Here is a 14,687-nt window from a genome sequence, read left to right as displayed (position 1 = left end):
TAAGCCTTTTTCAACCAAGATAAATTTCAATCTATGAATTATCGATATGAAAGATTGTCCGATAATCGAATAGCAGACGTTCAATACTTGTTCAAAGAGGTGTTCAAAAAGAATGTTTCTTCAGAATACCTATTAAAAAAATATGCAACTAATTATGTTGGTGTCAAACATATGTGTTTTCTAGCCTACCATGATAGTATGCCTGTTGCTTTTTATGGCGCAATACCTCAACTCTTTAATTATGACCAACAGTTATTTAAGGTTGCCCATGCCTGCGACTCTATAACCCTTCCTTCACATCATCGAAAGGGGCTCCATACTAATTTGGCGATTCGTTCATATGAATTAATGAGAGAGAATAACATCAAGTTTGTTTATGCAATGCACAGTGAAAACACAATGCGAGCTACAAAGAAGTTAGGATGGAAAGTTGGAGAGAGTATGATTAGGTACCATATCAAAATCCTTACAGTTCCTATAGCTAAGGTTACTAGTCGGCTCGGGTTTTTGGATTCAGCCTATCAAAGAAAAGTTCAGCGCATACTTTCCCGTTTTGAAATACAAGCTAGCTTACTCAACCCTTTACATAATGAGAATTGGCTTTGCCATGCATACTCTTCATCGTTTTTTGATTATAAGAACTTCTCTCCCAACTATCTAATCGAGATCAAAGGTGTCAAGATGTGGTTAAAGGTTCAAAGCATTATTCATGTTGGTGCATTTCATGCTGAATCTACTCTTGACCTAAAAGTAGCATTAAAAGATTTGGTTCAGGTTGGTAAAAAAATAGGCGCAAACGAAATTCAATTTCATGTCTCTGAAAATACCGCTCAAAACTCACAATTAAATCAATTACATTCAGGCTTAAATTCATGGACCGTTGGCTACTTAGATTTAGGTTCTTCAATGCCTCTGGACAAACTCAAACTTAATTATGGTGATCATGACACATTCTGAACTTGCTTATGAACCTACTTGATTATTTTTACGAAGTTTCTTTTTAAGAAAACAACTAACTCTAAACCAAAGGGCAACTTAAAAATCACTTAAAATGAGGAGGTTAAAACATTTAGGCATATCTACGGGGATTTTTTTAATACTAGTTCTCTTACTGGAGCTAGGGTTAACTTTGGCCTACGACTTCCCTTCTGGTTATTACACTTACCCGCCAAATAGTCAATTCGATATTGACATTGATTTACAATATATAAATGGGATTTATGACACCATTTCTACAGTCTCTTTTAATTCGATTGGAGCTAGGTCAGGAGAAATTACTGAGTCAACCAAACACAAAATAATTGCCATTGGAGGAAGCACTACTGCTTGTTTTGCCCTGAGACAGGAAAAGACTTGGACATCTCTATTGAATGATAAACTCGGAGAAGATTATTGGGTTGGAAATTTCGGAAGATTGGGGAATGACACAAACCATCACGTCCAACAAGTAAATCAATTGTTAGAGCACGATGCATTAAAGGACACCGAAGCCGTTATATTCCTTGTTGGAACTAATGATTTTGGGAGGTTTTTAGGAGACGAGAATAACTATTTAGGTAGTAGTGAGTATCAGACGAAATTAGCTGCTTTTGCTTACTTGCCAAACTCCGAAATACCCTTCTACCGAAGGTTAACACTATTCAAGTTATTGAAGAAAGCTAAACAGTCATATTTAGCTTCAACCTCAAAAAATGCCTTCGGCCTTTCACAACATCAAATGCAAACCTTAAGGCAAAGCTCAAAAAAATCCGACACCTTACCCGATTTGTCAGAGTCTTTGCAACATTACGAAAATAATCTTCGCAGCATTATTTCATCGGTAAAAAGCAAAGGCATAGCCCCTATTTTCATGACCCAGCCAACAATGTGGAGCGAAGGACTAGAAGATCAGTATGAAAAACTTTTATTAATGGGAGGATCATATGACCGTTCAAACCCAGATAGCCTTCTCTATTTTACCCCAAGGGTCTTAGATACTGGTATTGGGAGATTTAATGAGAGTTTGATGAGAGTTTGCAAGGAAGAAGGGGTCTTATACCTTGACTTAGACTCTAAAATGCCTAAAACAACAGCATCGTTTTATGATGATTGCCATTTCAATGAAAACGGAGCTAAACAGGTCGCAGACCTACTATATAAATTTTTAGGAGATTCTTACCTCCAAAAATAGACGAGGATAAATATGCAACAGAACAAATGACACTCACTTAAGCCAATCCTATAAAGTTTTATTCCTTACCCAATTTCCAATAGATTTACCTACATGAATTTTCGATGATCCCATTACTTTTTAATTCCATTCATGAAAAGCCATTCCACATTTGATAAAAATATATTTCTGATTACTGGAATATGGCTCATCGTCATATTTATCATAAATCCCATAGGGGATTTCCCTTTGAACGATGATTGGGCTTATGGAGTAATAGTGAAGCGGATGATCGAGGATGACACTCTCAAACTAATCAATTGGGGTGAAATGACGCTTGTTACTCATTTATTTTTCGGATATGCCTTCACATCCCTCTTAGGGTTTTCTTTCACCGTTCTTCGCTGTTCTACACTGCTTTTGTCTTTATTAGGCCTTTTGGGGATTTATCAAACAGTACTATTAATGAAATTGGATAAAAGAACGGCCTTAATTGCCACAATAGTGGTAATGGCAAACCCTGTATTTATGGCCCTCTCTTTTTCTTACATGACAGATGTGCCTTTTATGACATTCGTTACATGGAGCACCTATTTCTTCATTAAGGCATATAATACCGCCAACAAAAAGCTCTTGTTCATTGCTGTTTTTCTATGCGTTTGGGCAATACTTATAAGGCAACTGGCTTTAATGCTTTCTATGGCTTGGTTGTTTGCTCTACTAATAGATTCAAAAAGTAAACAATTCACTTTATGTTGGAAATGGCTTCCGGTTTTAACTGTTGGAGGCACACTATTCTTGTATAGTTACTTCATGAAACAATACGGAATGCTACCTGCAAACTATGGCTCCAAATTAGATTTAGTGCTTTCCAATCTGTCCAACTTTGACCTAAGAATGTTCAGGAATAGTGTAGGTTATATTTTTGTTTTTTTTACCTATCTGGGTCTATTTCTTACCCCTGTACTTACATTTTATAGCTGGTCAAAACTTTCAAAAAGAATGTGGATTGGTATTATTACTTATACACTCTTAATATCTGGTGGTTTAATTTTAATGGGGAAAGCACTTCCATCTATTGACAATATTTTTGTTGATTTTGGTGTAGGCCCTTCAACCTTGTTAGATCATCCAGGGGGATTCAGGTCAATCCCAGGAGGCAATGCTCCTATGATTTTACGCTGGGCAATAACAGTATTGGGCACATTTTCAGGAAGTGTACTATTGATTGTCACATTTGACTGGCTAAAGAAACCTAGAAGAGAAATCAATTTCCCAAAAGTATTCTCCTTTCTTTTCATACTCATCTACATAGCTCCTTTCATTATTACAGGTTATTACGATCGCTACTTAATTATTTTGCTCCCTGCCGCTTTTGTTATACTCTCTGATCAGCTCAGTCTAAAGCCTTCCATTTGGAGCACAGGAGTAATGGCTTCAACACTATTTGTATTTATGGTATTTTCAATTTTCGCCACTCACGACCTGCTATCATGGAACCGTGTTAGGTGGCAAGTAATAGATGGGCTAATTGCCAACAAAATACCTTTGGATCAAATTGAAGCTGGGGTTGAGTTTGATGGCTTCTATCATTTTACAGATGATGATCCGGAATGGTGGAAAAGAATAACGCCAACCTATAAAGTCACTTTCGTTCCGTTGGACAATTACAACACGCTATCCGTCCATCCATACAAGAAGTGGATGCCTGGTAAAGCGGGAATGATTGTTTTGAGCAAAATTAAAGATGTCAGTAATGAAAAACCTTAATGAAGTTGAAATACAAAAAGCAGACATAAAGGGCTTTGACATAAACCGTTTAACAAAAAAATTAGGTGCTGACAGTTCTGTTTTTAGACGAAACACGCCCTTTCCTTATATCGTTTTGGATTCATTTTTAAATGGAGAGATTGCCAACGAGGCCTTAAGTCAATTCCCTAAAGTTGGCAAGCAAGAATGGATCAGTTACCTGCATTACAATGAAAAGAAATTTGGCCTAAATAAGTACGAGCAGTTACCATCAACAATTAAGAAATTAATTGATGAGCTCAACAGTCCATCGTTTCTGGAATATCTTACAAGCCTTTCTGGTATTGAAAACCTTATAGCAGATCCTTCTTTAGAAGGAGGAGGACTCCATTTAAGCGAAAGAGGAGGCTTTCTAAATATACATGCCGATTTCACTGTCCACCCACACAGAAAAACATGGGAAAGAAGATTAAACCTCTTGATTTACCTTAATACAGATTGGGAAGAAAGTTATAATGGCAAACTCGAGCTATGGGATAACAAAATGACTGAATGTAAGGCCAGTTTAGCACCTACCTTCAACCGCGCTGTGATTTTTGCTACAAACAGTGATTCATACCACGGGTTCCCAGACCCAATTCAGTGCCCAGAAGGGATGACTAGAAAATCTATTGCTCTATACTATTACACTGCTGCGAATAAAGAAATATCTGTTAGGTCCACCAACTACAAAGCTAGACCTGGAGACGGTATTAAAAAGGTCTTTATATACGGAGATAAGCAACTTATAAATTTATACACTTTGATTAAGCGCACTTTTGGGCTGAACGATGACTTTGCAAGCAAAATATTAAGACTCATAAATAGAAAAAGAAAATAGAATCAATTTCTCTTAGGCTTAATCAGTTTATAGAGTGGGAAAAAATATCTTTTTATAAAGAAGGACAATTTTTCCTTACTTAAACGGCCTTTTACCCTTGATACGGTAATGCTGTCAGAATATAGACAAATGTGGGAATGTGGATTTGATATAAAGAGAGTATCACGACCCAAAGCCTTTCTAAGACTCCTTTTATTCCATTGAGACAAATGACTTTCATAGATGTTATCATAACCAACTCCCTGATGACCGATATCTTTTGGGGTTGAAATTATAACGTGTTTCGCCTTTTGCTTACAAATATTCAGCAAGTTTATGGCGTGCTTATATTCAATATGTTCTAAAACATCAATCAGGAGAATAAGATCGTAGCAGTCTCTCTCAGGCATAATATCAAGTGCATTCCCAATATAAATTTCATCATAAATAACCCTATGATGATCCATTATATAGGCTTCAAAAATCTCAATACCATCAATCTTTCGAAGCCAGTCTTCATAGACTTCTCCCTCTCCCCAAATCTCTAAATACTCCCTTAACAAAAGCCCGTATTTACCAAACCCAACACCTATTTCCATCACCGTTGTAGGTTTTAGTATAGTAGTAAGGTTAACTATTTCGTTAAGCTGAAATGGGTGACTAGTTGGCATCGATAGGTTGAATTAAGAAAATGTAGTTTACTTCCCAATAAATTAGTTTTTCACTTTCTACTTCCATAGAAAAGCCACTCATATTTGCTATACACTTAATTTCTTCAATTTCGCAATCCTCACTTAAAACCATAAAGGTTCGCGAATCAATTTTCAAATAACTTTTTAATTGAGAAAAAAATCGATAAAAGAAATCGAAATTCTCCCCACAAAACCAAGCTTTCTCAATATCATTTTTGGGGTCCTTCGGGTAATAAGGTGGGTTTACAACTATAAAATCAAAAGGGCTCTCGGGAAGCAATTCAAAAATATCCGACAGTATAACCTCCAAATTAAGCTCATTAGATTCCGCGTTTTCCCGAGTACAAGTTACCGCTAATGGGTTAATGTCTACTGCCGTAACCCGTGCTCCTAGCTTAGCAGCAAATAAACTTATTACACCACTGCCAGAGCCTATTTCTAAAAAACTACAGCCATTGAGATTTTCCTTTGAAAGAAAATTTACTAGATATTTTGAACTAAAGGATAGCCGTGGATTAAAGATACCAGGAGGTACGCAAACCTGAACTCCATGATAACTATAAAGGTGAGTTCTTCTACAATAAAGCTTATATATTACTTGAAAAAGGGGTTCAATTTTTTTTGCTAATAATTTACTTACCCTTGTTTTTTTCTCAGGATAACTCAACGCGATTTCTTAGTTTATTAATGAGAAATCTTTCAACAGGAATTTTATAGAAATCTTTCTTACAACGCCATTTTGCAAACTTCTTCAAGGGGGTAAATACCCAATGATGCTTACCCCAAGCCATTTTTGAGTAAAACTTAAAGTTCTCTATTAATTCATATTTCTCATCGCTAACCCACGGGCCACCTTTTGAATCTACAAAGTCAAACTCTGACCAAGCATCTAAGGTCACTGGCAATTCATATCCATTCTTTGCCGCATTTTCAGTAATAGCTGTCCCTGGATATGGTTTGAAATAGAAAATAGGAGTTTGAAACAGTGTACTCTTTTCTCGCAAAACCTTAATGAAATTAATAGAATCACGTACGCTTTTGTCAGATTCTTCTGGAAAACCAACAATGAAAGGGAACTGCGCTGAAATACCAAATTCACGACACCTATCAGCACACTCTAAAACCTGTTCAATCTTTATGTCCTTCTTAAGCCAATCCATCATTTCTTGTGAACCAGACTCCACTCCTATCAAAGCACGTCTTAGACCTGACTTTTTCAATAATAAGAAATCAGACTTCTCTAAGCGCACTCCTTGATCTGCTCGCATTGTGGCCGCCCAAGAGATATTCAAATTTGCTTTTATCAACTCTTCGGCTATTTCAACACTCCTGTCTTTATAAGTAAAAAAAGTTTCATCTTGAAAATTTAAATCAGTAAAGCCATACTTCTCATGCCAATGAGCAAGCTCACCTACCATTCTTTTGGGCGAAATTGCTGTCCATTTTCTCTTGAATACAAATGGGTCTGCACAAAAGGAACACCTGAAAAAACATCCTGTTGAGGAGATATAATCAAACTGCCTTTTCCCTTTGGCTTTAAAGTATTTTTCAACGTCAATTAAATCATAGTTGACGCTTGTTAGTTCATTCATGTCTGTCATCAGCCTGGCAGGAGTTTTTACGACTCCTGAATCCCTCCTGTAGGCTATACCACGAATCGACTGAAGATCAGTGTTGAAATCCAGCGCATTAACTATCTCCTTAAAAGTAACTTCGCCTTGCCCATATACAGATATGTCAATGCTCTTTTCTTCCTCCAAAATCTCAACTGGAAATAAGGACGGATGCCAACCTCCCCATATAATCGTAATCTCCGGATAGTGTCTCTTAACCATTCTGGTTACACGTAGAGCATCTTTAAGTGGAGCGCCTGAAAGAGCAGTGACTCCTAAGCACAAAGCTCCATTACACGACTCCAGTAATTTCTCGTCTGAGTCTTCATCTACACGAGCATCGATGATATCTACCTGATACTTTTCTGTATCCAAACAAGAGCCAATAGACAGTAATGCCAGTGGCATATCAAAGAAAACGGCAAGGGGATTATATAAAGCTATTTTTCTCATTTTAAAAACCTTCAATTTCTGGTTGCCTGTACTTCAACCAATATTTCTGAAGCACCTTTAGTTCATAGGGATAATGGAAAGTATTGGTTTTATAACGCAGTGCAGACACAGTGCGCATTACTTTTCTCCTAAATGGAGTAACTCTCAAATCAGAAACCGTAGGATGGTACGCATTAAGTACGGTTTCAAAGTTTTTAATCTTATCTATCATCTGAGGTGTTAGCCATGGTGTTAATGGGTTCTTCCTCAGGTCAAAGTTTTCCCAAGAAGGGTTCAGCCAATCCTCTAACTTTTCAGGGAAAGAAAAGCCAGCTTCGATAATTTCATCATTTAAATCGGAGCCTTCAGTAGGGACAGGACTGTATATATAAATTATGATTTCTGTTTCTGGGTTTACTTCCTTAACCTTTTTAATAAAATCAATATCTTGATCAATTTGCCTCATGACAGACTTTTCATCTTTCCCAGGAAAGCCCAATACAAATGAATATTCAGGAACTATATCAAACTTTTTTAACCTCTTGGCAAAGCGAAGAATTTGTTCAGCAGTCTGAGTTCCTCCTTTGTCTACCTGCTTGAGTACTTCATCATTACCACTTTCAGCACCAAAAAAAATCATACGGCAGCCCGACTTACTGAGCGTATCGAGGTCTTCATCACTATACTGATCCATTGTGTCAATTCTGCCCTCGCCCCACCATTGGATGTTATCACCCATCACTAGTTGAGAGAACTCGACTGCACGTTTCTTAGAAACAAAAAAATTATTATCATGAAACTCAATTGAGTCTATTGAGAATTCATCTTTAATCCTTTTAAACTCGCTATAAATTCTTTCTGCCGATTGCCCTTTCCAACGCGCATTATAAATGGGTACAACAGCACAAAATGAGCAGGTAAACGGGCAGCCAAAACTGGCATGATATCCTAAGGTTCTTTTCCCTAAAAATGTTTTGGGTAAAAAGTTAGTAAGTGGGTAGAATTCATTTAAATACTCGTAAGGTAAATTGGGAAGTTTATCTTGGTTAAGTAGTCCTTGTTTACGTGTAGTTATAATCTCCCCTTGCCCATTTTTAAAAATAAGGTTTTCTATACCCTCATAAGATTGATTCTCATTTATAGCCTCTAAAAGCCTAGGAAATACGTCATCGCCAGGCCCATTAATGATTACATCAACATAACCACTTTCTAAGCACACTTTATTCTGGTTTGAAGCAAAGTAGCCCCCCCAAATGTTTATTACATCGGGATATTCCTCTCTTATACGCTTAGCATATGGTATTGCCTGCTTGAGTTGAGGCCCTGGCATTACTGATGACCCAAAGTATTTAAACTTCCCCGTTTTAAGGTATGCCTCTATTACAATCCATGGATCTTCTTCCATGTTGCCATCAACAAATACATAATCAAACTTACCATGTATTGAGGCGCCTACTTGCAAAATTGAGTTTGGTATTCGGTATTTACCATTGGCACTTCTTGGGTTGAACAGTATTACTGAATTATTGCTTGACATTTAAAATAAAAGTCTGTTTGTTTTTAATATTTCTGATTCCCTAAGTTAGGGGTTTCGTCCCTCTCAACCACATCGATTAATCAGATTTACTTTTTGAACAACCTATAAGTACCTTAAAAAGGATTAAGAGTACAATTTGAGAACATACACTTCCTAATAGAGCTCCGTTGAGTCCAAAGACGGGAATAAACAGCCCTGTAAGAAGTAGGTTAACCCCAGCAGCAATAAAACTAACATACACGACTTTACTTTCTTCATTAGCTTTGTAAAGTTTAAAAATAGAAGGCATAAAAATAAGGAAAGGCATAAGATATAAAAGTCCAAGAAGATAGGTATAAACATCAAAACGATCTGGCGCCAACCATTTAAGAATAAGTGATAGTGTAAACACACCAAGTAGTACAATAGGGAAACTTATTTTAAAAACCAGTGCCCCTATCTTTTTTACTACCAAATCTTTAGATCTATAAATAAACTTAATTAACGGTTCAAGTAAAAAACCAATCACAGCTTGAATGAAGGACAAGCCACCAATCAGCAGCTGATAAGCGGCTATATCATCGCTCCCTTTCATGAATGTTAACATGTATAAATCAGACTTGGACTGTAACCAACCACCAAAACCAATTGCAAAAAATGGGATACCATACCTAAGTGTGTCGCCCAGCTTAAATCGTGGTTTAACGTTGAACAACCTTAACCCTCTTAAAGCCACAGATAAGTAGATTGACTTGATGATTAGAACTCCCAATTGAATTAAGAGAATTAGGTTCACATCGAACTCTAAAATGGAAAGTAACCCAGTGGCAAAAAAAGCAACCCCCAGTATTTCAGCTACTATACGCTTGCTAAAGTTTTCAGAAAACACCGTAGGGCCATCATAACTCAAATAAAAAAATTGAATGACAACAATTAAGATACTTATTAAGGCAGTATAGAATGGTAGTAAAGCGAACAACACCAAGCTTAAGGGCAGCAGAAATGCTCTGTTTATTAGATTAGTTAAGAATGCTTCCCCAATTTTTGATGGATCACGGCTTACCTCCCTAATCAGAAAGTTCCTACTCCCCCAATTGCACATCAAAGTAATTGGGAAAATCACAAGCTGTATGAACACAAAACCGCCCCAGTTTTCAATACCAAAAAGGTATATTCCTAATGATGCACTAATAAGGCTAGAAAATGGCAAAATTGCGCCTTGAAGAGCGCTTATACCTATGGTTCTAAATCTACTTATTCTCATTTCCTTTGAATATCACGTAAACTAAGTAGACACAAAATTAGATTGCCGCTTAAAACCTCAAACGCCAATCTTTAGTCCACTTCATTATTACTCTGGCAGATTCTCACCAATAAGTTTAGGATTTTCAGTCAGATAGTTAAACATCAAATCAGACATATTTATACTTCCAGAAAGGTTAAAGTGCATATCATCATAGAAATTCTCAGAAGTAGGAACCATCTTACTCTGAACATTTACAACGGGAGTATTTAGGTCATTACAAATATTTTCAAACTCAACATTCAGCGAGTCCATGGCTGCTCTCAAATCACCTTCAGCATATCTTTTACCAGCATATACTGCTGTTTGCCATTCATCCAAATCTCTATCGTTCGTATCCCAAGAAACGGCCTGAGTGGACACAATTAGTTTTATTCCTAACGCTTGACAAATGCCTATTAGCGCTTTTAAGTTGTTTCGAGCAAGCTGAAAGTCTAAACCCTTTGGGAAATTAGATATAGGCATTTTCCTAAAATCGCTGGCCAATTTTTTCTGCCCTGTACTTGCCGTCATATGGTATGCATTCGGTTTAAATCCTTTTAATAGATAATACAACCTTCTGCCTATTTGAGAATCTGTAAAAAAAAGATTCATCCCTTTATCTTTATGTGCATTCTTCAAATCAAGTTTATAAATATCCCTATCTGAAAGGGGGGCAAATAAGTCGTTAACTCCAGCATAAACAATAAATAAATCAGGCTTTAAATGAACCAACTTTTGAATAATCAAATGTAAGTTGTCCATTAGATTATGTCCTGACTGACCCGCATTAATTACTCTGAATGTCTTATTTAAGCCTAATGTGTTGAGCTTATCACCAAGTAAACTCGGCCAATCATCTCCATCATTCAGAAAAGCGCATTCAGTAGTGCTGCCTCCAATGGCGAAAACTCGATACTCCCTATCCTCTTTGTCATTCGTTAGGATATCCTTAGAATTTCTAAAACCAAGATTGTTAGAAGTGATCTGAGGGTGTTTTGTGTAATTTTCAAAACCGGGAAGAGAATCTTCTATAATAAAGGTGAATTTTTTGTTAGGGAGTTTAACTGGATTAAAGTAGTGCCTTGTGGAAATTTTGTCTTGTTCATAAGGGTCTCCAATAGGGGAAAATTGAAAAACAAGCTCCACCAGAATAAGAAGTACTGCCAACAGAGAAATGTTGAGAATGATTATTCTAGTTATTTTTTTTAGTTGCTTCAAAATATTTTTGTTTTAACCGTTAAAATAGATTGACAATATTTAATTATCATCAATGGTCATTTTTTTTTCAAAAAATACTTCAGCAGTGGCTAGGTACAAATTACAATTCATCATCCATATCTGGTTTTTAGAGCTATTCATTATGTTTTTCTTTGTAGTATGGATTAGGAAAGATTGACTTTCTGAAAAAGATAATGCGGATTCTTGTCCACTAATTTAAAGTCCTTATTCTTTAGCATTTCGCGCATATACTTTGCGGAACCAAAGTGCAGACCATCACGAGAATCATCAAACAAGACGAACCCACCCTTTTTTAAGTAGGGGTTTAAGTTTTCTAAATCCTGCTTTACACCTTCATAGGAATGGTCTCCATCTATATAAGCAAATGAAATTTCACATGGTAACTTCACCTTTTGTCCAAAAACATCTATCAAAGCACTAGGCTTCTGAAAGCTTTGAAAAAAAAAATCTGATGAGTGTTCAAAGGTATGTGGCAAATTATCTTTACTTAACAACATCATGGCATTGATATAGGCTTGTTTGATGTAATTCGTATAATCTTTCCTACTCACCTCCGTACTTCCATCTATCCAGTTTGATGTTTTGCCCATATGATCATCGAAGCCCTCATAGGTCCAAATGTCGCAACTCATAAGTTTTTCTTGGCGTTGATGTTTTTTAAGTAACCACAATAGAAAACAAGTTGAATGACCTCCATAAGAGCCTATTTCCAAGACGCAACCATCTTTAGGCATATTCTTGATGGCCAAATCCATGAGGTATTTACTTCCTTCAGGCAAGGGACCACAACAAATTACTGAAGAGCTTAACCTAGATGGATAAGGATGGCTAGGTATTGTCTTTATTCTTTTTTTAAATACACTTTTTAGAAAGAGTTTCAACATAATTAGATGATGGATCAGGAAAAACTAGAATACCTCTGTCTAAGATAAGACTTGTTGTCATACACCGAAAACTTTTTTTACTGTTATAATCATTAGCCGTATTTTTAACAAATGCATGTACTATTTACCAAAACCACTGCAACAGCGACTACAAGCGGGCAGTAGTCCACCGACCTCGTTAAGTGTTTTTCTAAACTGCGATATTACTGACGAATTCCATATTGATTTGAGGTTGTCATTGTAGAGGTTACCTATAGTGAGGTTATAACATCGGCCATGTGCAGGAATTACAGAACCATCGGATTTTATCATAATATTATTAAAAGCATCATGACACCTTTTACCCATAAGCTTCTCAGGTTTGTAATAAAAATCCAGCAGATCACTTTTTGAATCGATATTGGGCGAGAACGTAACAGGAAAACAATATTCGTTGTTTTTAATAGCTACAACCTCTTCCCAAAGTACGTCCATATCCATGGCCTCAATGTTAATTTCATTGATATTGGAATCAGTAGCGGGATAGGTGTCTCCGAAAGTGAGGTTGTGCGCATCAGCTACGCTCTGAGGAGTAAAGTTTGTGTGCATAAAACCTAAATGCTTCAATGGGAATTGGCTAAAAAAATCAACGAATTCTTTCAAACGGCCAATGTTCCATTCTGTAATTACACAAAACACTCCGATTTCGGGTCCCAGCCCTTGGTCTAATACACTTTCAATACCTTTCACTGCACGTTGAAAAGAACTTTTGTGACCACGAATGTAATTGTGAACATCTTCTGGCCCATCGAGAGAAATGAAGAGTTCATTTAAGCCAGCATCCACAAGGGCTTTGGCTTTATGTGGTAAAGTGAGTGCATTTGTGGTAACGGACGTGTGGAGTTCTTTCTTTCGTGCGTACTCTAGAGACTCTATTAAATGCGGGTAAACTAGAGGTTCTGTGAAGCCATAACCAATTTTGGAGTCGGGGAAGTAGTGGCTTGTTTGATCAAAAATCTTTTTAATCAACTCAACAGGCATGTTGATAGGATGCGTACCTACTAAATTGGAAGCAAAGTTGCTCTTTAGGTTCTTGGTTCCTACATCGCACATTTTGCAATGCAGATTACAGATATTATTAACACCCAGTACAATCCAGCCGGGGTGGTACAACAGTTTCCCAGGTGAATACTGCCTATTGATTAGCTTAGCAAGATTTTTAACTTTTGACATGTTTTGTTTTCGCCCAACTCTCTGTCAAGCTTATATATTCTCTAATATATCCATTTATGGTTTTACTTATATCAAAATTAAAAACAGAAGGGTAATCTTCTGTTCCATTTAAAATGTAATCGATTTCCTTCACCATTTCGGTTTCTGAGGAAATCACCCTAGATTTCTCATGAATTCCTGCTATTCCAACTTTTTTTGACACGACAAACAAGCCTCTCTGCAATGCTTCAGCTATCACCATACCGAATGATTCAAATTTAGAAGGGTGTAATAATATCTTACTATGACTTAATAAACTTAGCGTATCTTTTCTGGTGAGGTGACCCATTAATTCAATATTCTGCCGTAAGCCAAGGCGATCAATCTGTTTGGTCAGATGCCCCATTTCTGGGCCATTCCCAATAATTATAGCCTTTATTCCTGAATGCTTACGTGCCAATTCACCTACCACATTCACAAAAGCTGAATAGTTTTTGAGTGGAGTGAGTGACCCTATGCCAATGAGGTCATATGTTTTTGCAGAAGATTCTAGGGTAACTGATTCCAATCCCCAATGGATTGTGCTTTTAATTGGCAGTTTGCTATACCCTTTCTGAAACTCTGAAACAGCAATTAGGTTTAGGTCTTTCCTAGCAGGCAGCCATTGCCAACGCTTGGTATAATGAACATCTTGCCCCATTAAAGTACATAGGTGTGGAATATCCCATGCATTGCTGAGACGCTCGCCAATCATCGCACAATGATTCAACCAGAAGCTATGGACAATATCAGGCTTACTTATAGTTTTATCCGCAATAATTTTTTTGAATACCTTTTTTCCGACTTGAAGTTTATGTAGTGGGTTCTTTTGAGGAAATGCAAAGGCTCTGACGCTTATAGTATTCCACTCATATTCCTTTGCCACATAAGGATAGAAAATTGACACTACTTCTATTTTATCGAACCATTTTTTTTCAATGAACCCTTTCAAATATATTTGTAGTGCTGATATGCATGTATCGTCATTTTCATTTTCAGGGAAACCAGGCGTTATTATTAATAAATTGTTAGACATTTA

The 14,687-nt window shown here is 36.8% G+C and carries 13 protein-coding genes; 4 read left to right on the top strand and 9 right to left on the bottom strand.

Annotated elements, in window-relative coordinates:
- The first annotated feature begins 33 nt into the window (after positions 1-33).
- The 4 genes from MB14_RS06425 (at position 34) to MB14_RS06410 (ending at position 4,778) form a co-directional block, all read left to right on the top strand.
- Positions 34-957, top strand: a complete 924-nt coding sequence (locus tag MB14_RS06425) for a GNAT family N-acetyltransferase (RefSeq protein ID WP_062590630.1) — start codon at positions 34-36, stop codon at positions 955-957.
- Between the two features lie 94 nt (positions 958-1,051).
- The gene (locus MB14_RS06420; RefSeq protein WP_084375986.1) at positions 1,052-2,170 is read left to right on the top strand and encodes an SGNH/GDSL hydrolase family protein; all 1,119 of its coding nucleotides are present in this window, start codon (positions 1,052-1,054) and stop codon (positions 2,168-2,170) included.
- Between the two features lie 132 nt (positions 2,171-2,302).
- Positions 2,303-3,919 carry a glycosyltransferase family 39 protein gene (locus MB14_RS06415; protein ID WP_062590626.1) on the top strand — a complete coding sequence of 539 codons (1,617 nt, stop codon included), beginning with the start codon at positions 2,303-2,305 and terminating at the stop codon, positions 3,917-3,919.
- Positions 3,906-4,778, top strand: a complete 873-nt coding sequence (locus MB14_RS06410; protein ID WP_062590624.1) for a 2OG-Fe(II) oxygenase — start codon at positions 3,906-3,908, stop codon at positions 4,776-4,778. Before MB14_RS06415 ends, MB14_RS06410 begins: the two co-directional genes overlap by 14 nt.
- Positions 4,779-4,780: 2 nt before the next feature.
- On the opposite strand, the gene MB14_RS06405 is transcribed toward MB14_RS06410, so the two are convergent.
- The 9 genes from MB14_RS06405 to MB14_RS06365 all read right to left on the bottom strand — a co-directional run bounded on the left by MB14_RS06405 (position 4,781) and on the right by MB14_RS06365 (position 14,684).
- The gene (locus MB14_RS06405; protein WP_062590622.1) at positions 4,781-5,428 is read right to left on the bottom strand and encodes a class I SAM-dependent methyltransferase; all 648 of its coding nucleotides are present in this window, start codon (positions 5,426-5,428) and stop codon (positions 4,781-4,783) included.
- Positions 5,418-6,116, bottom strand: coding sequence for a methyltransferase (locus tag MB14_RS06400; protein ID WP_062590619.1), 699 nt, complete (start codon positions 6,114-6,116; stop codon positions 5,418-5,420). Before MB14_RS06400 ends, MB14_RS06405 begins: the two co-directional genes overlap by 11 nt.
- On the bottom strand, positions 6,103-7,515 hold the full coding sequence (locus tag MB14_RS06395) for a B12-binding domain-containing radical SAM protein (protein WP_221405467.1): 1,413 nt from the start codon (positions 7,513-7,515) through the stop codon (positions 6,103-6,105). The genes MB14_RS06400 and MB14_RS06395 overlap by 14 nt, the downstream gene beginning before the upstream one ends.
- Position 7,516: 1 nt before the next feature.
- On the bottom strand, positions 7,517-9,031 hold the full coding sequence (locus MB14_RS06390; protein ID WP_062590615.1) for a B12-binding domain-containing radical SAM protein: 1,515 nt from the start codon (positions 9,029-9,031) through the stop codon (positions 7,517-7,519).
- Positions 9,032-9,107: 76 nt separating this feature from the next.
- Complete coding sequence (locus MB14_RS06385; RefSeq protein WP_062590613.1) at positions 9,108-10,274, bottom strand: MATE family efflux transporter; 1,167 nt, start codon at positions 10,272-10,274, stop codon at positions 9,108-9,110.
- An 87-nt stretch (positions 10,275-10,361) separates the two neighbouring features.
- Positions 10,362-11,513: an SGNH/GDSL hydrolase family protein gene (locus MB14_RS06380; RefSeq protein ID WP_062590612.1), complete on the bottom strand. Its 1,152-nt coding sequence runs from the start codon at positions 11,511-11,513 to the stop codon at positions 10,362-10,364.
- Positions 11,514-11,677: 164 nt separating this feature from the next.
- Complete coding sequence (locus MB14_RS06375) at positions 11,678-12,418, bottom strand: class I SAM-dependent methyltransferase (protein WP_132644156.1); 741 nt, start codon at positions 12,416-12,418, stop codon at positions 11,678-11,680.
- Positions 12,419-12,538: 120 nt separating this feature from the next.
- Positions 12,539-13,630, bottom strand: coding sequence for a radical SAM/SPASM domain-containing protein (locus MB14_RS06370; protein WP_084375983.1), 1,092 nt, complete (start codon positions 13,628-13,630; stop codon positions 12,539-12,541).
- Positions 13,617-14,684 (bottom strand): glycosyltransferase, encoded by a 1,068-nt coding sequence (locus MB14_RS06365; RefSeq protein WP_062590605.1) that lies wholly within the window; start codon positions 14,682-14,684, stop codon positions 13,617-13,619. The genes MB14_RS06370 and MB14_RS06365 overlap by 14 nt, the downstream gene beginning before the upstream one ends.
- Positions 14,685-14,687: the final 3 nt, after the last annotated feature.

Origin of the sequence: Roseivirga ehrenbergii, from assembly GCF_001593005.1 — a bacterium.
GTDB classification, from domain to species: domain Bacteria; phylum Bacteroidota; class Bacteroidia; order Cytophagales; family Cyclobacteriaceae; genus Roseivirga; species Roseivirga ehrenbergii.
The sequence above is the reverse complement of the archived record's forward strand: the minus strand, read 5'-3'. Positions and strand labels throughout refer to the sequence as shown.

What these genes read in the sequence shown, in the direction of transcription:
- MB14_RS06425 (WP_062590630.1), top strand. Translation starts at nt 34, where the DNA reads ATGAATTATCGATATGAAAGATTGTCCGATAATCGAATAGCAGACGTT.
- MB14_RS06420 (WP_084375986.1), top strand. Translation starts at nt 1,052, where the DNA reads ATGAGGAGGTTAAAACATTTAGGCATATCTACGGGGATTTTTTTAATA.
- MB14_RS06415 (WP_062590626.1), top strand. Translation starts at nt 2,303, where the DNA reads ATGAAAAGCCATTCCACATTTGATAAAAATATATTTCTGATTACTGGA.
- MB14_RS06410 (WP_062590624.1), top strand. Translation starts at nt 3,906, where the DNA reads ATGAAAAACCTTAATGAAGTTGAAATACAAAAAGCAGACATAAAGGGC.
- MB14_RS06405 (WP_062590622.1), bottom strand. Translation starts at nt 5,428, where the DNA reads ATGCCAACTAGTCACCCATTTCAGCTTAACGAAATAGTTAACCTTACT.
- MB14_RS06395 (WP_221405467.1), bottom strand. Translation starts at nt 7,515, where the DNA reads ATGAGAAAAATAGCTTTATATAATCCCCTTGCCGTTTTCTTTGATATG.
- MB14_RS06390 (WP_062590615.1), bottom strand. Translation starts at nt 9,031, where the DNA reads ATGTCAAGCAATAATTCAGTAATACTGTTCAACCCAAGAAGTGCCAAT.
- MB14_RS06385 (WP_062590613.1), bottom strand. Translation starts at nt 10,274, where the DNA reads ATGAGAATAAGTAGATTTAGAACCATAGGTATAAGCGCTCTTCAAGGC.
- MB14_RS06375 (WP_132644156.1), bottom strand. Translation starts at nt 12,418, where the DNA reads ATGTTGAAACTCTTTCTAAAAAGTGTATTTAAAAAAAGAATAAAGACA.
- MB14_RS06370 (WP_084375983.1), bottom strand. Translation starts at nt 13,630, where the DNA reads ATGTCAAAAGTTAAAAATCTTGCTAAGCTAATCAATAGGCAGTATTCA.
- MB14_RS06365 (WP_062590605.1), bottom strand. Translation starts at nt 14,684, where the DNA reads ATGTCTAACAATTTATTAATAATAACGCCTGGTTTCCCTGAAAATGAA.